Here is a 20,399-nt window from a genome sequence, read left to right on the forward strand (position 1 = left end):
GCATCCCTAAATGATTCAGATTACCCGTTGCAGAACGAAGACCATTACTTATATCACGTACAGATTGGCTATTAGCAAATTGACAAAATAACATTGAAACCAAGTGAGACCAGCTAGTAAAACCTTTTTGATGTTTGTCGCTTTGGTGAGAATTAACTAGTTTTTTGAATCTTGATTTATCTAGTTTACTGATTATTTGAGAAAACAAAGTTATATTTAGCATCGGAGAAAGGTGTTTTTTGTGTTGCACCACAAAGGTAACTTTGAGGAACAAATTTCCCTTTCTCTTTTTTACGTTTAGGACGCTATTGATTACTTACATAGGTTTAAAAATAAGAGGTTAAAAATATACTCTAAGTTTTTTAAATAAATAATAATCTTGTATTTCGCATAATTTTAAACGAATGTTATCATTAAGTTTAAAAATAACATAAGAATGTAACTTATTAAAATAAAGCTATAAAGATGTTTTAAAAAAGAAATAAAAATATCATATTTATAATAAAAATAAAAGTGTTTATGAGTATACAGTTCTATAAATAGTATCTATAAATTATATCAAGCCTCTCTTTATCTAAGTACAAAAAAATAAAGAAATAGATGTTGTGTATTAACAAATGATATTATTATGATTATAAATTTGGAGTTTGTGAATAATTAGAAAATGATAGCAGACGTAAAAAGGAAATACAGAGTCAATAAAAAACAACAAAAAATTGTGTAGGAAGCAATGAAAAACTTACAAATTCTACAATGTAAATCATGTATTTTTATTCTCAGAAAAAAAATCAAAAAAATAATAGATCAACCCTTTTGGGTATTATATATAAAAAATATCAAGATTAGAAAAATGGACTTATTTAATCAGACTATAGATTATGAACAAAACTTATTGCCTAAAGATGGAATAGTAAACTATTACGGTAAATTAATGACGTTACAACAAGCAAATAATTACTATGATTATTTATTAAAGAATATAGAATGGAAAAATGATGAAGCAATAATTTTTGGTAAACGTATTATAACTAAACGTAAGGTAGCGTGGTATGGTGAAAAACAATTTGAATACACTTATTCTAATACTACAAAACATGCGCTACCATGGACCTTAGAGTTATTGGAATTAAAAGAAATTATCGAAAAAAAAACAAATGAAACTTTTAACTCTTGTTTACTTAACTTATATCATGATGGTAGTGAAGGTATGGCATGGCATAGTGATGCAGAAAAAGATCTTAAAAAGAATGGAGCAATTGGGTCTTTAAGTTTTGGAGCAGAACGAAAATTTGCTTTTAAGCATAAAGAAACTAAGCAAAATATATCTCTGATTTTAGAGAATGGGAGTTTACTAGTAATGAAAGGAGAGGTTCAAACTAATTGGTTACATAGATTACCACCTACAAAAAAAGTAAAAAAACCTAGAATTAATTTAACTTTTAGAACTATTGTTAGCTAAACATGTTTTGTGTTAATTAAACTTATTTCTAATAATAAAAAAGGTGTATAGAATTATTAAAACTTTATAGATTGTCAGCCTGATCTTATTGAAAAAATTAGTTGAAACTTCAACAAACTCAGGCTGACAATCATGTATTAATTTATAGTTGCTTTGTGTCAACGTATTAATAATTATTGTATAATACCACCACAGCTTATTCTACTCCCAGCAGCTCCAGATGGTTGAGAGGTAAAATCATCGATACCTTGATGTACAATAATAGCTTTACCTAAAATATTTTTTTTATCATCATCACAACCAATACACCATTCATTGGTAGCAAAAGTGATACCTCCATTACCATTTGCATCCGCCTTAAAATTACCTATATCTCCTTTATGATACCCTTCTTTTGCTCCCCATTTCCCATGAGGTTCCATAGTTGGATTCCAATGTCCTCCAGTAGATTTTCCATCGGGAGAGGTGCAATCTGCTTTTTCATGAATGTGGATAGCATGTTCCCCTTCGCTTAAACCAGTTAATTCGGCTATCATATTAACCATTCCTTCAGACTCGATAAACGTAACTTTACCAGAAACTTTACTTTCACTTTTTGGTTCTAGAGCAAATTCTAATGTTTTTGTTTCTTGCTTCTCTTTCTTTCTAATTGTAGATTCTACATTTTTCTGATTTGTAGTTTCTTTTTTCTCTCCTTTACAGCCAAACATGGTTATAGACAAAAAAGTAAGAACTACTAATTTTAACGTTTTCATAATTTTATGATTTGTATATCGTTTGTAAAACGTAATATAATGTAGTTTTAGTTTATGACAAAGAATTTAAATAAGAAATACCTTTTAATAAATTAAAAGGTATTAAATAGTAAACAAAAAAATCTTGATTAAGATTTTTTTGTTTACTATTTGTAAGATATTGTTAGTCAAATTAATGTTTTTTTATAAGATAACTAACGTTAGTTATATAAAAGTATTACAAAGTTCAACGTTTTTACCGTAATCATAAAAAGGGATTTAGATTGTTTAATTCTTGTAATTCAGTGGGTTATGGGTTGTGTTTTTATCTCTGTAATACTAGTGTAAATAAAGGATAAGCGGTTTTTCTTGTTTTAAAAAAAAGAAAATCTGTTGTAAGATATTTTTTTTATAGAAACATTAATTCATTAGCATGTAGTTTAACTATTTTAATTTAGGTTATATGTTCTTTGCTTTTTGTTAATTTTATGAATCACAAACTCAAAACTTATTTTTATGAAAAAAATCTATTCGTTTGTTATTCTATTATTTTTAATAGGGCAAACAATTGTCGCACAGAACTCAGAAGCACTGGTTCGAAACCATTTTAACGATATTGTTAAAGACAAAACTTCAAAATCTTCTGTCAACGATTTCTCCGAATGGAGAATCACAGATGAGGTACCTTCTTTAAAACAAGGTATAAAACATGTATATGTTAATCAATTATATAACGGAATTCCTATTGTAGATGGGTCATATAAATTGACTGTAAATAATGGAAAAATTACGTATGAAATAAATCAGTTTATAAAAGAGATAAAATCGAAAGCAATTACTACTAAATCTTCTACAACAGAAGTTTCTGCCATAAATGCAGTAATTAGAGCGCACAACTTGCCTTCAGCACAGAGATTATCTAAAACGGTTAATAAATCTAGAGGAAATGAGATTTCACAATTTTTAAATTCTGGTATAACAGGAGATAATGAACCAATCAATGTTAGAAAAGTATATAAATTACATAACGATCAATTAGTACTTTGTTGGAATGTAAGCTTATACGAAAAAAATGGACATAATTGGTGGGATAGTTATGTAGATGCTTCTACAAATAAGATTATCCATGAAAACAATTGGGTAACTGAATGTGCATTTGGATCTCATGAAGAATCACATAATCACGAGTCTGTTCTTTTTGGACCAAAAGAATTAGTGACAACTACAGCTACAACAACTTTAGCACCAGATTCATATAATGTATTTGCTATGCCTGTAGAAAGCCCAATACATGGTAATCGCTCTGTAGTGACAAATCCAGCCAATGCTAATGCTTCTCCTTATGGATGGCATGATACTAATGGAATCGCAGGAGCAGAATATACTAATACAAGAGGTAATAACGTATGGGCACAAGAAGATGCTAATGGAAATAATGGAACTGGGAGTTCTCCTAATGGTGGATCAAGTCTTGATTTTAATTTTCCATTAAATCTTAGCCAACAACCTAGTACATATCAAGATGCAGCAATAACTAATTTGTTTTATTGGAATAATATAATGCATGATGTTTTCTATCAATACGGATTTAATGAAGCTAGTGGAAATTTTCAAGAAAACAATTATGGCAAAGGAGGCGCAGGGAGCGATTCTGTAAATGCAGATGCACAAGATGGTAGTGGAACAAATAATGCTAATTTTGGTACTCCGCCAGATGGGAGTAACCCAAGAATGCAAATGTTTCTTTGGAATAGAACTACACCGAATAGAGATGGTGATTTTGATAGCGGAATTATAGCTCACGAATATGGGCATGGTATCTCAACAAGATTAGTAGGAGGTCCTGGAACAAATGCCTTAGGTGGATCTGAACAAATGGGCGAAGGTTGGTCTGACTTTTTTGGGTTAATCCTTACAATGAAAGCAGGAGATGTAGGAACAGATGGAAGAGGAGTTGGTACTTATGCATTAGGACAACCAACTACAGGTGATGGAATTAGACCTACAAGATATTCTACAAATAGATCTATTAATAATACTGATTATGCAGATATAAATACCCTTCGTGTACCACATGGGGTAGGATATGCTTTTGCAACTATCCTTTGGGATATGACTTGGGCTTTGATAGATCAAGAAGGATTTGATGCTGATTTTTATAACGGTACAGGAGGTAATAATATTGCTATGGCATTGGTTATAGAAGGATTAAAGAATACCGCAAATAACCCAGGATTTGTATCTGGTAGAGATGGAATTCTACAGGCAGATAAAGATTTATATAACGAAAAATATAAGTGTTTAATATGGAAAGCATTTGCAGCTAGAGGAGTAGGACGGGATGCTAACGAAAATACTAATGGTGGGACTAATAGTAATACAGATCAAACAGTATCTTTTGTTAACCCTTGTGATACCGATCCAGGACCAGGAACTGGTAACTGTACAGGAGATGTAACTTCATACCCTTATGCAGAAAGTTTTGAAACTAATCTAGGACAGTGGGCGCAGACAACATCTGGAGATGATTTAGATTGGACTAGAAACTCAGGAACTACCCCTTCTTCAGGAACAGGACCAAGTAGCGCAGTAGATGGTACTTTTTACCTTTATGTAGAAGCTTCTGGAACAGCATTTCCTAACAAACGAGCGATCTTAAATTCACCTTGTTTAAACTTTAGTACTTTAACATCGCCAACCCTTACATTCCAATATCATATGGTTGGTAGTGCAATAAATTCGCTAACTGTAGAAGCAAGAATAGATAATACAGGTACTTGGACTAATGTGTTTAGTAAAACAGGAGCTCAAGGTACTGGATGGAATGCAGCAAATGTAGACCTGTCAGCTTATGCAGGAAAAGCTAGTGTGCAATTACGATTTAATGCAGTAACTGGTAGTGGCACTAGTGGTTGGCAAAGTGATATTGCTATAGATGCAGTTGGTATCCAAAATGGAACAACAAACCCTCCTACTGGATGTGATGCTTTAAATTTTAATGATTATACAATCACAGCTTTCTCTAATCAGGATACTGCTGGAGATTTTACAATCCAAAGTGCAGGAGCAGCATTATCTTTACAAAATAACACATGGAAATATATTAGCCTTAATTATACAGTAACATCAAATACAGTAATAGAATTTGATTTTAGTAGTAATTCTGAAGGAGAAATCCATGGAGTAGCTTTTGAAAATGATAATACACTTACTTCTACACGATGTATTAAGGTACATGGAACTCAGAATTATGGAGTAACTAATTATGATAATTATGCTAGTGGAACTAAGAAATATATTATTCCAGTAGGTAATTTCTATACAGGTAGTATGGATCGTTTAGTATTCATTAACGATAATGATGCTGGTAGCGGAAACACTTCTGTATTTTCTAATGTGAAAGTTTATGAAGGATCTTGTGGAGGAGCATTAGCGTCAGAATTAGCTGCTGGATTTGGTAGTGTTACACCTACTTTTGGAGATGAAGATGAAGGGGTTTTATCCAATATAAGAATCACTCCAAACCCATTGAAAAAAGGAAATTTACTTCAAGTATCTATTTCGGGTAAAAACTTATCTAATACTTCAGTATCGGTTATTAATGTTTTAGGGCAAGTAGTCGTTAAACAAATAGAACTTAATTCTAGCGGTCTTATTAATTTAGATTCTTTAGAATCAGGAATGTATCTTTTAAGGATTAAAAATTCTGAAGGAGAAAAAATAGAACGCTTTATTATTGAATAGTTGATTTATTATAAATAATTTATTGTTAAAACTGGAAAAGGCCGTTCTTTTAGAACGGCTTTTTTTTTTGAGAATAATTCTATTTGTTTTTTAATAAAGACTAGGGGGTAACCCTATTTTTTACGTCCTACATTAGTAGAAGCGAAGACTTATTTATAGTTACCTGTTTTTTTTGATTGTTATTTTTTTTCAAAATTTTAGTTATCAGATTTAACTCTATATTAAATTTTCTTTTCGAACCAAGCTTAATTATCTATTACGCTAAATTTATATATGATTTATTACAATTAAAGATTAATATTAACTATTTAAATTCACACACAATGAAAAGAATTCTTTTGTTACTAATGTCCTTATTAGCAATTAACTCGTACTCGTCTAACGGTAAATATCGTTTAACACTAAGAGATAACCCTGCTACTTCTATAGTCGTTGGATGGGACCAAACCTCAGGTAACAGCCCTGTTGTTCATTATGGAACCACAGATTATGGAACAGATTATAGTAAATATCCCAGTTCAAAAACACCAGATAGAACAATTTTTTACAAAGGGATGAACAATACGTTTGCAAGACTTTCAGGCTTAACACCAAATACTGCATACTATTTTGTAATTAGAGATAGTCAAGGTACAAGTCAAAGATATTGGTTTAAAACAGCTCCAGCAGATAACAGTAGATTATCTTTTATTGCAGGAGGAGATTCTCGTAATAACCGTACTCCAAGAAAAAATGCAAATAGTTTAGTTGCAAAATTAAAACCACATGCTGTTTTATTTGGCGGTGATATGACCAATAGAGATAGTAATGGAGAATGGATAGATTGGTTTAATGATTGGCAATTAACCATAGCAAGAGATAATAGAATGTTCCCTATTGTTGCCGCTAGAGGAAATCATGAAGGTAGTAATAATAGTATTTATAATCTTTTTGATGTACCGTCATCTAATGTGTATTATGCAATAACTTTTGGAAAAAACTTAGTAAGAGCCTATACTCTTAATACAGAAATGTCTATTTCTGGTTCACAAACTACGTGGTTAAAAAATGATTTAAGTGGAAACGGTACTAATGTTATTTGGAAAATGGCACAGTACCACAAACCAATGCGACCTCATGTTTCAGGTAAAAGAGAAGGTAATAGCCAGTATAGTAGCTGGGCAAGACTTTTTTATGATGAAGGTGTGAAATTGGTAATAGAGTGTGATGCTCATACGGTAAAAACAACATGGCCCGTAAGACCTTCTACAGGATCAGGAAATGATGAAGGATTTATAAGAGATGATCAAAATGGTACTGTATATGCAGGAGAAGGATGTTGGGGAGCTCCTCTAAGATCTAATAATGATAATAAAACCTGGACTCGTAATTCTGGAGTGTTTAATCAATTTAAATGGATTTTTGTAGATGCTAATAAAATAGAAGCAAGAACTATAAAAGTAGATAATGCATCACAAGTAGGAGAGGTTTCTAATAGTAATGTTTTTCAAACACCTTCTAATTTAAATATCTGGAGTCCATCTAACGGAAGTGTTGTTACTATAAAGAATACCAGTGTAGTAGATAACCAAGCACCATCTGTTCCAACAAATTTAGCATCATCTAATATAACGGCAAGCTCAGTTTCTTTAAACTGGAATGCTTCTACAGATAATGTAGCTGTTTCAGGATATGAAGTATATCAAAACAATACTTTAGTATCGACTACTACATCTACTGGATATACAGTAAATGGATTATCTGCTAATACCAACTATTCTTTTAGAATAAAGGCTAAGGATGCAGCTGGAAATATTTCAGGATTTAGTAATACAGAAAGTATAACTACATTAGATGGATCTAATACGCGTTATACTTTAAGTATAAATATTATAGGTCAAGGTCTTGCAAGTGGATCAGGAACTTATGACGCAGGAAGTACAGTTACTATTACTGCAACTCCAGCATCTGGATGGGAGTTTGATAGATGGAGTGGTGCATTATCAGGAACAACAAGTACAACATCAATAGTGATGAATTCTAATAAAAATATTACTGCTACATTTAAAGAAGTTATTGGAGGTGGTAATTGTAACGGTATTTCACAATACGTAGCAGGTACTTCTTATCAATTAAATGAAGAGGTTAAAAATGAAAACCAAAAATTTAGTTGTAAAGTACCAGGATGGTGTTCTTCTTCTGCTGCTTGGGCATATGCTCCTGGAACAGGTATGTATTGGGAGTTAGCTTGGACAGGAACAGGTAATTGTGGTAGCAAAAATAGTACTGTTATAAATGAAAAAGATGGAAAATCTTTTCAGGTATATCCTAATCCATTTAAAGACCAGATTAATATTATAACTTCTCTACCAAAATCCAATGCTAAATATATGATATTCGTGTATGATTTAAAAGGTAATGTGATTTATGAAAAAAATATTTTTCTTGAATCTAGAAACACAAATATTACTTTAGATCCTATAGTTAAATATTCAGGAATATATATGCTTTCGATAAAAGATAATGAGGGTAACGTAATTAAAACACAAAGAATAATTAAAGAATAGAATAAACTAAATATAGTTTGTACTAATATAAATTGTTTTAAGACCGCTAATTTTATTTAAAATTAGCGGTCTTTATTATAAAAAAGATGAAATATAATATTAGTTTAAGTAAAAGAATGCGATTATATGCGAGATTTTTATTCGTAAATCGTATTACAAGATGAATGTGATTAATCCTCTTATATCATATAAAGATAGATTATAACAAAGTTGTGATGATTTGTGTTTTACTATGCAAAGTTTTATGTACAGGACATTTATCTGCAATTTGTAAAATTCGGGTAATTTGTTTTTCATCCAAGTTTCCTTCAAGTTTTATTTCCCTTTCAAAAGTATCTATTTTTGTTGTTGGATCTTCACAGTCTTCACAATTTGCAAGAATAGATTTACTATAACTAGTATGTACCTCTATATTTTGTAAGTCCCATCCTTTTCTGGCAACATACATTTTTATAGTCATAGCAGTGCATGCAGATAATCCGGCAGAAACAAATTGGTGTGGAGATGGTCCAAAATCTTTACCACCTATATTTTCTGGTTCGTCTGCAACTAAATAATGCTTGCCAACCTTCATTAGCGTAGTAAAACCTTCTTCATTTCCTAAACTAGCAACCACATTATGCTTACTTTTTAATAGTGGCTCCTCAGGAATATTTACGTATCTGGATGACCACCCAGCAATTACATTGCCAACATATATAGAATCTTCTTTCTTCATTAATAAATGATCTGCACCATCTAAAGTAACAAAGCTTTTAGGGTGTTTAGCAGCGTGATAAATCTCTTCTGCATTTTTTATGCTTACTGTAGTGTCTTGGGGAGAGTGCATTACCAAAAGTGCTTTATTAAGATTTTTAGCTACGTCTGGTAATGATTTAGTTTCCAGATCTTCTAAAAATTGTTTTTTAATAGTAAAATCTCTTCCACTTAAATTAATGGTTGCTTTTCCATTTGTTTTAATTTCTTCTAACCCACTTTTTAATAAATGTGCTACATGCTTAGGGCTAGAAGGAGCACCAATTGTAGCAATAGCTTTTATAGAATCTATTTTTTCTGAAGCAAAAATAGATGCAGCTCCGCCAAGAGAATGACCAATAAGTAAGGAAGGAGCTATATATTCTCTAGTTAAAAAATCTGAAGCAGCTATAAGATCCTCTACATTACCAGAAAAATTAGTGTCTTCAAAATCCCCCTCACTTTCTCCCAAACCTGTAAAATCAAACCTAAGTACCCCAAACCCTTGAGAGGTAAGCTCTCTACTTATATTTCGTATAGCTCCCAGATTTTTATTGCAAGTAAAACAATGCGCAAATAAAGCAAAAGTATGAGGATGTTGATCTGCAGGAAGCTCTAAACGACCAGATAATGTCTGTCCTTCGAGGTTGGTAAAAGTAACTTTGGATAGGCTCATAATAAAAGTTTTATTTTAAGAGTCGTTTTGTATGAAAGAAACTTGCTTTTAAAGATAAAGTTTTTAAAAACATTTAACACAAACTAAGAAAAAACATCTATGAATTTTAATAAAAATAAATATTTTTTTAAGAGTGTTTTTTGATACATTTGCCCAAAATAAGAAGGGAGAAGACTCATAATTTTATTAAAGAGGTTTTTTGTAAGCAATGTAATATTAGTTTTAACTAGTAAATTACAGGAACATTTATTAGTATCTTTTTCTTTTTTAAGTGCTTTTTTTTAGATAGTTATGTTTGTATGTTGCTTAAAGATTTTAAATATTCTATTTCACTCTTTTTCCTAGCAAGTTTTCTTCTGCTAAGGGTTGTAAATTTGCATGCATTTTCTCATTTTTTTTCAGATAATGATTTTCATCATTGTGAATATTGTATAGTAATTAGCAATACAAATAGTGGTACACCTTTAGATCTAAACATCTCACAACCTAATTATTCTTTAGAAACCCCTTTGGATTTTTCAATCAAGAATGATTTTATATGCTATGTTGCCCCATATCAAAAAATACTTTATTCAGACTACTCCCACAACAAACCACCACCAATTTTATAAAAAGATAATTGTTTTTTGATAGTATAAAATCCTGATATATCACAGGGAATACTAATCTGTATATCTGGTTTTAGCAAATAGTAACCTATTTTTATAAACTAAATTAAGAAACACTTCGATTATCTTTTATTTCTAAAATCATAATAAATTTAATGTAGGTAAGATCTCTTTTTATTTTTCTAAGTTCGAAAAGAAAAATAGTTCGGATAACTATACTCATAAACTTTCTTAATGTAATTAAGGTTATAGAGTTTAGGATGTAAACTAATGATCAAAACCCATATTAAAGTTTTTATAAGACTTTAATAGAGGCTTTAGGATATCTTAAAGAGATATCTGTTTTCTTCTGTTTCACTTATAAATAATTACGTATAAAAATTTAAAAAAGTATACTTAAAAATTTCAATCACTATATAGACTATGTTAAAAGCACAAAATCTTACAAAAAAATACGGAGAACAAACAGCTCTCGATCGTCTTAATTTAACGATTAATGAAGGTGAAATATTTGCCTTATTAGGTCAAAATGGAGCAGGTAAAACAACAACAATCAATTTATTTCTTGGTTTTGTAGAACCTACTAGCGGCACTGTTAGTATAAATGGTATTTCAGTAACAGAAAATGCCTCAGAGACTAAGAAGTATATCGCGTATATTCCTGAAACAGTAATGCTTTACCCAAACCTTACAGGAATCGAAAACATAGAGTTCTTTTCTTCTTTGGCAGGATTCAAATATAATAAAGAAGAATTAAGTAAATTTTTAAGCAAAGCAGGATTACAAGATGCTGCTCATAACCAACGTCTTCAAGGATATTCTAAAGGAATGAGACAAAAAGTAGGTATTGCTATTGCCATTGCCAAAAATGCTAAAGTGTTATTGTTGGATGAGCCTACCTCTGGACTGGATCCAAAAGCATCTAATGAATTTTCAGATGTATTACGTGAATTATCTAAAAATGGAACAGCAATTTTAATGGCAACTCATGATATTTTTAGAGCAAAAGAGGTAGCGCACCGTATAGGTATTATGAAAGAAGGAAATTTGATGTCAGTTATTGAAGCTAAAGATATTTCTGCTAATGAATTAGAACAACTGTATTTACAAACAGTATAAATTTGTAAGCATTTTTTTAAATCTAAACAATCAAAAATGATACGTTTATTAATATTTTTATTATTTACTGGTTATGTACACGCACAGACTATCACAGGAAAAGTTATTGATGCCTATAGCGGAAAACCAATTTCAGGAGCTTCTGTAGAGCTTTTAAATACCGAAAAAGGTACAATTACAAATACATCTGGAGATTTTGCTTTAGAGGGTACAGGAACTATTTCGGTTTCTTTTGTTGGCTACGAAAGTTACCAGATAAAAACCAATAATTATTTTTTAAATATAGCTCTCTTACCAGAAGTTACCGGACTACAAACTGTAGAAGTAGTTGGTAGAGCTGTTAAGGATTATAATAGTGACTATTCGTTCTCAGCGACCAAAATGGCTATAAAGAATAAAGAGTTACCTCAAGCTATTAGTACTGTTACAAAAGAGTTGATAGCAGACAGACAAGCAATTCAATTAGCAGATGCAGTAAAGCTTGTAAGTGGAGTAACACCTTCAAGTTTTTATAATCAATATAATATAAGAGGAATTAGTCAAAATGAAGAGGGGCAAATTATTAATGGATTACGTACAAGGCAGTACTATTTTTTACAACCACTTACTACCAATATTGAAAGGGTAGAGGTTCTAAAAGGTCCGGCAAGCTCTACTTTTGCCAGTGTAGATCCAGGAGGAAGTATAAATATGGTTACCAAAAAACCTTTGGCAGTAGATAAAAAAGAGGTGAGTTTAAGTGTGGGTAGTTTTAGTACTATGCGAGGAAGCCTAGATTTTACTGGGCCTTTAAATGAGTCAAAAACAATGTTGTATAGGATAAATGGAGCTTATCAAGAAGCACGTTCCTATCGAGATTTGATAGGCAATAAATCTATATTAATATCACCATCATTTAGTTATGTGCCAAATGATAAAACTGCAATCAATGCAGAATTGATTTTTAATAATGTAAACGGTAATTTAGATAGAGGACAACCTATTTTTGGAGCTGTTGCTGGGCAAACAGATTTAAATAGCACACCGACCAGCTTAAACTTAGGGGCAATTAACGATTTTTTTAAATCAAAAGAATTAATCGTTATGACTAATATATCCCATAAGTTTAGTTCTAATATTACTTTTAATACAGCTTATATGAAACAAAGCTGGAACGAAGATTTACAAGAACACCGAACCATTAGTGCCTTTGCCGTAGATATAGAAAATAAGCCTGTTACTGATATGGCAGCAATGAGGTTTGTGCAACGAAAGCAATATTGGAATATAGATAATCTAAACAGTTATTTCAATTTTGATTTTAAAACCGGAAAAATAAATCATAAACTATTAGTAGGATATGATCTTCATTATTGGAAAAAACTTAGAGGAGGTGCTCAAAACTCTGCAAAAGGATTTTTGTTAAAAGATGGTGGTACAGCAAATGCATTTGTGTTAGAAAATGCAGGGGATTATCAAACGATTACTTTGGGAGATAGAATATTACCAAAACCAAATGTAGATCATTTTAATTTGTCCAACCCTACTTATACTATCCCGAATATTCATAATTATACTTTTAATTCTCGAATAGATATACCTTCTGCTTTAACAACAAATCACGCTGTTTATATACAAGAACAGTTACAATGGCGCAGGTTTTCAGTATTGCTAAGTTTAAGAAATGAGTGGTTTGAAGATATAACAAATCATGAAACAAGTAATGAAGCTTCCTTTAAAAACGAAAGACTAATTCCAAGAATAGGGGTAACATACGCGGTAAATAAAAATATAAATGTATATGGGACTTATTTAGAAGGTTTTCAACCTCAGTCAAATACGGTAACATTAATGCCAAGTACAGATAGCTTTTTTTGGACAGATGATTCTGCGGCACAGTTTAGACCTTTGATTTCGGATCTAAAAGAAGTAGGTGTCAAAGCAGATTTGTTTAATAAAAAGATAGCAGTAAATATGGCTGTGTATGAGATTAATCAGAATAATATTTTAATGAATGCTAATGATCCATTACAACCAGACTTATTGATACAACGTGGAGCAGATAGAAGTAGAGGGTTCGAACTGGATATAGCAGGTTATATATTACCAAATTGGCAAATAAATGCCTCTTATAGCCATATTGATGCTAGAGTTATTACAGATGCAGATCCAGATTTAATAGATGCCAGAAAGGAAAATACACCAAAAAATAGTGCAAACCTCTGGACTCGATACAATTTTAGCAATGTATCCATACTAAGAGATTTAGGCGTAGGTTTTGGAGTACAATATCAAGGAAGTAAAATACCATGGTATGACCGTTCTTTTACAATACCTGAATTTACAGTTTTTGATGCAGCTATATATTATAGCCCAGTTAAAAGCAAGGTGCAAGTAGCAGTGAACATAGGTAATGTGTTTAACACTACATATTGGTTAGGAGCACAAAATTATTTGCGTTTATTTCCAGGAGCACCTAGAAATGCTACACTTACATTAAGTTATAAGTTTTAAAAAAACAAAACATGAGTTACGAAATATTAACAGCAAAACTTTTTTGGAAAACAGCTTTTAAGAATAAAGCAGTATTTCTGCTAACTCTTTTTATAGGGGTGTTATTGGTATATGCAGCATATACAGGTTGGTCTAATTTTAAAACACAGAATGAAATAAGAACAAAATACCAAGCAGAAGCGCGAAAAGATTGGTTAAGCAATCCAGATAAACATCCTCATAGAATGGCACATTATGGGCATTTTGCCTTTAGACCAAAAGCACCATTAAGTGTTTTTGATTTTGGAATGGAAAGCTTTTTTGGAAGTATGATCTTTTTAGAAGCTCATAAACAAAACACAGTAAACTTTTCTGAAGCTAGTTTTTCTACAGGAATGCTACGTTTTGGAGAAATTAGTATTGCTATGATTTTGCAAGTTTTACTACCTCTATTAATATTTTTTATAGGATTTGGAGCTATTGCAACCGAAAGACAAAATGGTACATTAAAAATCTTATTAAGTCAAGGGTTGACCTGGAGATCTCTAATTTTGGGAAAAAGTTTAGGAATTATAGCCGTTGTAATGACACTTTTTGTACCCATTGTTCTTACTATGATTGGTCTTTGTTTCATACTTCAGGAAAGTGATTTTTCAAAAGATGAAATTTTCAGATTATTTTTGATAATCGTTTTTTACTTTATTTATCTAGGGATATTTTGTGTTGTTGCAGTATTAATTTCGGCAGTAAGTAAAACTTCAAAAACAGCATTAACATCTTTAATTGGGATATGGCTTTTTTTTACTATTATCTTACCAAGAGCTTCACAAGCATTAGGATCAAGTATTTATGAAACACCTAGTAAAGCTAAATTTACATCGGCAATACATAAAGATGTTTTGCAATTTGGAGATAGTCATAATCCTAATGATCCTTATTATAAAAAATTAAAAGACTCTTTATTAGCAGTGTATAAAGTAGATTCTTTAAAAAAATTACCTTTTAATTATAGTGGATATCAGATGCGAGAAGGCGAAAAAATAAGTGCCAATATTTATAATCAACATTATGATCAATTATTAAACATCTACGAAAAACAAAATAGTTTTTCTAAAGCAATGGCTTTTGTCAATCCATTTATGGCAATAAAAAATATATCCATGGCACTTTCCAGTACAGATTTTGCCTCTTTTACAGATTTTCAAAAGCAAGCAGAAAAGTATCGGTACCATTTGGCTCAAGAAATGAACGAGCTACAGATGAAATATATTAGTAACGATGCAGAAGGATCTTCTGGTAAAAAACATATTCTAGATAAAAAACATTGGGAAGAAGTTGAAGAGTTTGAGTATAAACCTTCAAATATTTCATTGGTTTTTAAAAACGAATTAATATCCTTTTTTGCTTTTGCTTTTTGGATAGTTCTTTTGGTCTTTTTTAGTAATAAACTTTCTAAAACCCTTAAAGCAATATGACACGTTTAGTATTTCATAATTTTATACGATCTAACAGTGTAAAAATAGGTTTGTTATTTCTTCTTTTAACTGGTATTATTAGTCTTTTTATAGGAAAACAGTTTCTTGAAAAACAAAAGCAAAATATAATAGAAACGGATGTATATCAAAAGGAACAGATCTCCAGAAATGTAGAGTTTCATAAAGATGATATTGGTCTTTTGTTATATTATTTAAAATTTTCATTAGTAAATAAAACTCCAGAAATCACAGGTTTATCTATAGGTCAGAGAGATGTAAATGCTTCTATAAAAAGCGTTTCTATTTTAGGGTTAGAGGGGCAAAAGTATGATACAGAACTTAATAATCCGTATAATTTATTACTCGGTAATCTTGATTTTAGTTTTGTATTAATTTTTCTTTTTCCGCTTGTAATTATAGCTTTTACTTTTAATATTATTTCAGAAGAAAAAGAATCTGGAACTTGGCGAATAGTATCTGTACAGAGTAAAACATCATTTAAGATTATTCTTCAATTATTTTTGGTTAGGTTTTTATCCATTTTAGGAGTTTTTTTATTAATATTTTTTTTAGCAATACCTATTTTGAATATTCCTATAAATGCTTCTTTTTGGGGATTTATGGGTATGTCTATAGGGTACATATTGGTGTGGTTTGGGATTTGTTTTGGAGTTGCTTCACTGCATAAAAACTCTAACTTTAATGCGGTGATCTTGTTTTCTATATGGATTTTTCTAATTATTATTTTACCAGCTACAGTTAATAATTACTTAGTTAGTACATATCCTGTTCCAGAAGCTCTAGAAACTACTTTACAACAACGAAAAGGCTATCATGAAAAGTGGGATATGGACAAAAAAACTACGATGGATAAATTCTTTGCTCATTATCCACAGTTTAAAAATTTCCCTAAGCCTGAAAACGGTTTTAATTGGCTCTGGTATTATGCAATGCAACAAATGGGGGACGATGAGTCGGCTCAATATGCAAAAGAGTTACAAGAAAAATTAGAACAGCGTACTATGGTTAGTAGTAATATAGCCAGGTTTATACCTACTTTGCATATGCAGATACAACTTAATGAAATCGCAAAATCAGGTTTAAAAAACCAACTCAACTTTTTAGAAGCAACAAATAAGTTTCATGAAAAAAACAGGCTTTATTTTTATCCAAAGATATTTAAATCAGAATCTGTAGAATCCGAAAATTGGAAAGCTTTTCAAATAGAAAACTTTTCAGACGAAAAGTTCTCCAATTCTATGGGGTTATATGTTCCTCTTCTGGTGTTTATATTGTTCTTTGGTGTTTTTGGGTGGTTCAATTTTAATAAAAACAAAGGATTAGTATAAAACCTAAGAATAATAAATTATTTTAATTTAAGAGATTAGAAATACTCTTCCTAACCATACGTAAGGCTTTAGATTTTTGTTTTAGTCTTTCGCATTTTAGGAAGAGTATAATATTAACACACATATCTAGTATATCTAAAAATGATTTCTAAGAACTACAAAAAATAATATTTTTTATACTTTATATTGTTTAGTTATCTTTTGTTCAGGAGTATTACAAAAAGAATATAGACAAATAAGAAAAAACCATTCTAGCGGTTTCATTACAAAATATGTAATGTTTGAGCCTATTTCGGTATTAATATTTTTGGATAAATTATACCCATAATTATCATAATTCGTTCGGATTAAATGATGCATTTTAGGAGAAAAATCTTGTATCATTTCTTCAAAGGCATTCGCTATTTGTAACTGTCTGTTTACTATTATATTCTTTCCGTGTCTTTTTCCTAATCGTACAGGTTTTACTATTTTTGGATTTCCTTTTGCAGCAACGGTACATAGGTAGTGCCCTTTATGATCAAGAATAGGAGGGTGAGATTTTTGCGAAAAAGTCCAGGTTGTTGTATCTGTAAATACTTTTATAATAGAGTCTGTTTCTTGTCCAAATAAAGTAAGGATAATCGTTATTAACAAAAAAACTGGAAATAGTAAAATTAAAGCCCATACTGTTTCATCCATTTTTTTCGCTAAGAAGGTGTTACAATAATTTAAAACAGAATTCTGATATGTTCGATTTTGGGATTCTGTTTTTTCTTCCATTATTATTTTAGTAATAAGTAAAATACTTATAAGTAAACTAACAATTGGAGCTAGAATAAAGAAAAGAATCCCATCGTTCCCTTTGTAGATATCAAGACTTTCGGTATTGTGACCAGTAATTTGAAAAAGAATAGCAAAATTTATAAATGACCCAATACATAAAAATATTAAAGAGAGAACTAGTGTCAAAGGAGGTAATTTTCGTCCTTTTTGCCAAATCAAGAAGCTCGAAATATTAAAAAGAATTCCATATAACAAAAGGGTAGGGTAGTGTTTGTTTGAAAACGGGCTATAACATTCAAGATCTACGGGGTCAATCGCTATATAAAAAGGAGCACTATGTATTATTAATCCAAACAGGAAAAGAAATAAGGATAATATATAGATAACGGATAGAATGATTTCTATGGTAGAAATAGATTTCTTTACTTTTTTAAAAATTATAACCAAGACGCATATAATGGTAATTAGAAAAATAAGTAACACTATTCCTGCAAACATATTTGTACTATTTTTAATTTTATGAGGTTAGTTTGCTAAGCAATATTTGTTTTTAGAAACATATCTCAAATAAGGTCTATTTATGAATAAAAGTATAAAAATATAAAGACACAGAGTTCACGTTATTCAAGATATATGTGTTCTGTATAATTTGTGTTTTACTTTCTTAACCACCCCAATATTCTTTCATTGTTTATTTTCCATTTTTGATTTGTAGTTTTCGTCAATTCAAAAGTTTCTCTAGAAGAAGAATATGGACCTGGATTTTGTTGAATAATCTCTATAGTATTAGTTGTTACTTTTGATACTATAGCAACGTGTCCATAGCTATTAAATATGGTACTGCTCATTACTATTAAGTCACTCTCTTTTGGTTTAGATATACTAGGGTTGCTAAATTGTATTAAATTTCTTTTTTTATTTATTTCTCCATCTGCTATGTTTTTGTTAAAAAAACTTTTAGCATGTCCATAGCTATCGGGCATTTTATGGTTGTAATACTCAAAATAATATCGCTTCACAAATTCTACACATTGGTATTCATATCCAAGATTGTATCCATCTTTTGTATTTCTTTGTACTACATTGTCAACTCCACCATTATAGAATACAATAACATTATTTAAGCTATCTATTCGTTGTCCAATTTCAAAATTCGAGTTAAAATTTACTCTTTTAAGTCCTTTGTAGGATAGGTAAGAGAGAGTTAAGATAGATATAGTTAGTATTGTTTTTTTTATCATATGAGTTAGTTTATATATAGATAGTTTTTATAGAGTAGTCTATGCCAAATCGTATCAATTATTAGTTTCTTTTTACAATTGTGTATCCAGCTTCGTATTAAAAGCAATTTTTAATTCCATAGTAATTAGGAGGATTATGATAGCAAGTTCTAGTATAAAATATATCAAGCCTAAAGAAGTAAGACTTTGATGGTGTTTAAAAACAGAGGAGATAGAAATAAAACAATATGCAATATTTAAAAAAGCAATAATTTTTATTAGAACTGTACCCTTTTCAGAACTCAATAGATAACAGATAAGATCATACAAAGCAAAAAGGCAGGGAAAAATAGATAGAAAATATAATGTTGGTATGGGCATTCCAAAATGGTGTTCAAACCTCACTAAAATTACACCTAATAAAAAGGCAGATAATACTGCTCCAATTCCATCTATTAGGAATATTTTTTTAAAGATTAATTTTTTCATCCTTGATATATTAAAGAAAAGTTGATGTAAAAATGCTTAGAGGTAAATAGTGTATTAGTTAAACGATTATTCACCGTATGTTGCATGAAAAAACTTTGTCAATTTTTCTTTTTTATAAGAGATTTCAAATTTTAATATTTTACCATACTTTAAATCTGCAACTGGATTAAACTCTCCAGCGCTAATCCCATTCAAAAACTCTGATGGATACATTTTCTGGATATCAGAGGAGTCGATTTCTTTAACTTCTTGTTCCCAAAAACTTTGTTTTACTTCATACCAGATTAAGTGGGAACTAAATGGATAGACTTGTTTTTTATATAATTTTTCGTTTATATATAGTTTTGGGATTTCAGTTGATTCTTTATAATGTGTTAAAATCGCTATATATAAGTCTGTCGATGGATTCCATTGCGCACCATTTGGACCACCGCCATTTTGACTGAATATATTTGGAATAGAATCATTTTTTAGTAATACTTGAGATTTTTCTTTTAACCAAGTATTAATAATTAAGTTGTCTTCTTCTATCGAATATTTGTCGTCGAGTTTAAAAAAGCAATAAGAGGCTAATTTTTGTTCTACATTTTTCTCCACATTTTCAATTCTTTTTATAATAGTAGGGTTTTCTTTTTTATTTCTTTGGCAAGACATGAAGACTAACACTATTAAAAAATGTACTATAATTACCTTCATTTTCTTAAATTCTGACTAACGTCACTTTTTTATTTTGATATTTAGATTGTTTTAAACCCTAAATCATCAGGTTTTAATTCAAATTTATCGATTTGTTTTTTAATTCTTTTGATGAGTCCCATTTTTCTTTTTTGATCTAGGAACAAATATTGTTTTGGTGGTTTATATTGTACTTTTTTAGTGATCATATTCCAAATGATAACAGCTAGTTTTCTAGCCGTTGCACTTACTGCTGAGTGCCTACCTTTTCTATATGCTACTCTTCTGAAAAAGTCAGAAAGGTGCGTGTCTTTTAGATTTCCTATAGCATTT

Annotated in this window: 14 protein-coding genes and 1 pseudogene; 7 read left to right on the top strand and 8 right to left on the bottom strand. The window is 30.4% G+C overall.

Annotated features, from left to right (window positions below; translation table 11 throughout):
- Positions 1-223, bottom strand: a 223-nt coding sequence (locus tag H527_RS0117405; protein ID WP_027412257.1) for a DUF4372 domain-containing protein, incomplete at its 3' end; no start/stop codon positions are given.
- 627 nt (positions 224-850) lie between these two features.
- Here H527_RS0117405 and H527_RS0117410 point away from each other — a divergent pair.
- Entirely contained in the window at positions 851-1,459 is a 609-nt protein-coding gene (locus tag H527_RS0117410) for an alpha-ketoglutarate-dependent dioxygenase AlkB family protein (RefSeq protein WP_027413872.1), read from the top strand.
- 173 nt (positions 1,460-1,632) lie between these two features.
- On the opposite strand, the gene H527_RS0117415 is transcribed toward H527_RS0117410, so the two are convergent.
- Positions 1,633-2,214, bottom strand: a complete 582-nt coding sequence (locus H527_RS0117415; protein WP_027413873.1) for a superoxide dismutase family protein — start codon at positions 2,212-2,214, stop codon at positions 1,633-1,635.
- A gap of 495 nt (positions 2,215-2,709) precedes the next feature.
- On the opposite strand from H527_RS0117415, the gene H527_RS23270 reads away from it, so the two are divergent.
- Positions 2,710-5,937: a M36 family metallopeptidase gene (locus tag H527_RS23270; RefSeq protein ID WP_051316854.1), complete on the top strand. Its 3,228-nt coding sequence runs from the start codon at positions 2,710-2,712 to the stop codon at positions 5,935-5,937.
- A 323-nt stretch (positions 5,938-6,260) separates the two neighbouring features.
- Positions 6,261-8,483, top strand: coding sequence for an InlB B-repeat-containing protein (locus H527_RS23275; RefSeq protein WP_081414637.1), 2,223 nt, complete (start codon positions 6,261-6,263; stop codon positions 8,481-8,483).
- 199 nt (positions 8,484-8,682) lie between these two features.
- Here H527_RS23275 and H527_RS0117430 read toward each other — a convergent pair whose 3' ends face one another.
- Positions 8,683-9,894 (bottom strand): bifunctional alpha/beta hydrolase/OsmC family protein, encoded by a 1,212-nt coding sequence (locus H527_RS0117430; protein ID WP_027413874.1) that lies wholly within the window; start codon positions 9,892-9,894, stop codon positions 8,683-8,685.
- Between the two features lie 1,031 nt (positions 9,895-10,925).
- Here H527_RS0117430 and H527_RS0117440 point away from each other — a divergent pair.
- The 4 genes from H527_RS0117440 to H527_RS0117455 are packed head-to-tail and all read left to right on the top strand — an operon-like array spanning position 10,926 to position 16,917.
- Positions 10,926-11,621 (top strand): ABC transporter ATP-binding protein, encoded by a 696-nt coding sequence (locus H527_RS0117440; RefSeq protein ID WP_027413876.1) that lies wholly within the window; start codon positions 10,926-10,928, stop codon positions 11,619-11,621.
- Positions 11,622-11,657: 36 nt separating this feature from the next.
- Positions 11,658-14,114 (top strand): TonB-dependent receptor, encoded by a 2,457-nt coding sequence (locus H527_RS0117445; RefSeq protein ID WP_027413877.1) that lies wholly within the window; start codon positions 11,658-11,660, stop codon positions 14,112-14,114.
- Between the two features lie 11 nt (positions 14,115-14,125).
- Positions 14,126-15,568 carry an ABC transporter permease gene (locus H527_RS0117450; RefSeq protein ID WP_027413878.1) on the top strand — a complete coding sequence of 481 codons (1,443 nt, stop codon included), beginning with the start codon at positions 14,126-14,128 and terminating at the stop codon, positions 15,566-15,568.
- Positions 15,565-16,917: a DUF3526 domain-containing protein gene (locus H527_RS0117455; RefSeq protein WP_027413879.1), complete on the top strand. Its 1,353-nt coding sequence runs from the start codon at positions 15,565-15,567 to the stop codon at positions 16,915-16,917. Before H527_RS0117450 ends, H527_RS0117455 begins: the two co-directional genes overlap by 4 nt.
- 174 nt (positions 16,918-17,091) lie before the next feature.
- Here H527_RS0117455 and H527_RS0117460 read toward each other — a convergent pair whose 3' ends face one another.
- From H527_RS0117460 to H527_RS24225, 5 genes and pseudogenes are all read right to left on the bottom strand, one after another.
- Positions 17,092-18,180, bottom strand: coding sequence for a DUF6688 domain-containing protein (locus H527_RS0117460; RefSeq protein WP_035088731.1), 1,089 nt, complete (start codon positions 18,178-18,180; stop codon positions 17,092-17,094).
- A 158-nt stretch (positions 18,181-18,338) separates the two neighbouring features.
- On the bottom strand, positions 18,339-18,923 hold the full coding sequence (locus tag H527_RS0117465; RefSeq protein WP_027413881.1) for a CHAP domain-containing protein: 585 nt from the start codon (positions 18,921-18,923) through the stop codon (positions 18,339-18,341).
- Between the two features lie 72 nt (positions 18,924-18,995).
- Positions 18,996-19,391: a hypothetical protein gene (locus H527_RS0117470; RefSeq protein ID WP_035088734.1), complete on the bottom strand. Its 396-nt coding sequence runs from the start codon at positions 19,389-19,391 to the stop codon at positions 18,996-18,998.
- A 66-nt stretch (positions 19,392-19,457) separates the two neighbouring features.
- Positions 19,458-20,087: a hypothetical protein gene (locus H527_RS0117475; RefSeq protein WP_155837935.1), complete on the bottom strand. Its 630-nt coding sequence runs from the start codon at positions 20,085-20,087 to the stop codon at positions 19,458-19,460.
- A gap of 41 nt (positions 20,088-20,128) precedes the next feature.
- Positions 20,129-20,399: pseudogene (locus H527_RS24225) on the bottom strand (hypothetical protein); the annotation flags it as partial.

The sequence above is a fragment of the Aquimarina muelleri DSM 19832 genome (assembly GCF_000430665.1).
GTDB classification, from domain to species: domain Bacteria; phylum Bacteroidota; class Bacteroidia; order Flavobacteriales; family Flavobacteriaceae; genus Aquimarina; species Aquimarina muelleri.

What these genes read in the sequence shown, in the direction of transcription:
- H527_RS0117410 (WP_027413872.1), top strand. Translation starts at nt 851, where the DNA reads ATGGACTTATTTAATCAGACTATAGATTATGAACAAAACTTATTGCCT.
- H527_RS0117415 (WP_027413873.1), bottom strand. Translation starts at nt 2,214, where the DNA reads ATGAAAACGTTAAAATTAGTAGTTCTTACTTTTTTGTCTATAACCATG.
- H527_RS23270 (WP_051316854.1), top strand. Translation starts at nt 2,710, where the DNA reads ATGAAAAAAATCTATTCGTTTGTTATTCTATTATTTTTAATAGGGCAA.
- H527_RS23275 (WP_081414637.1), top strand. Translation starts at nt 6,261, where the DNA reads ATGAAAAGAATTCTTTTGTTACTAATGTCCTTATTAGCAATTAACTCG.
- H527_RS0117430 (WP_027413874.1), bottom strand. Translation starts at nt 9,894, where the DNA reads ATGAGCCTATCCAAAGTTACTTTTACCAACCTCGAAGGACAGACATTA.
- H527_RS0117440 (WP_027413876.1), top strand. Translation starts at nt 10,926, where the DNA reads ATGTTAAAAGCACAAAATCTTACAAAAAAATACGGAGAACAAACAGCT.
- H527_RS0117445 (WP_027413877.1), top strand. Translation starts at nt 11,658, where the DNA reads ATGATACGTTTATTAATATTTTTATTATTTACTGGTTATGTACACGCA.
- H527_RS0117450 (WP_027413878.1), top strand. Translation starts at nt 14,126, where the DNA reads ATGAGTTACGAAATATTAACAGCAAAACTTTTTTGGAAAACAGCTTTT.
- H527_RS0117455 (WP_027413879.1), top strand. Translation starts at nt 15,565, where the DNA reads ATGACACGTTTAGTATTTCATAATTTTATACGATCTAACAGTGTAAAA.
- H527_RS0117460 (WP_035088731.1), bottom strand. Translation starts at nt 18,180, where the DNA reads ATGTTTGCAGGAATAGTGTTACTTATTTTTCTAATTACCATTATATGC.
- H527_RS0117465 (WP_027413881.1), bottom strand. Translation starts at nt 18,923, where the DNA reads ATGATAAAAAAAACAATACTAACTATATCTATCTTAACTCTCTCTTAC.
- H527_RS0117470 (WP_035088734.1), bottom strand. Translation starts at nt 19,391, where the DNA reads ATGAAAAAATTAATCTTTAAAAAAATATTCCTAATAGATGGAATTGGA.
- H527_RS0117475 (WP_155837935.1), bottom strand. Translation starts at nt 20,087, where the DNA reads ATGAAGGTAATTATAGTACATTTTTTAATAGTGTTAGTCTTCATGTCT.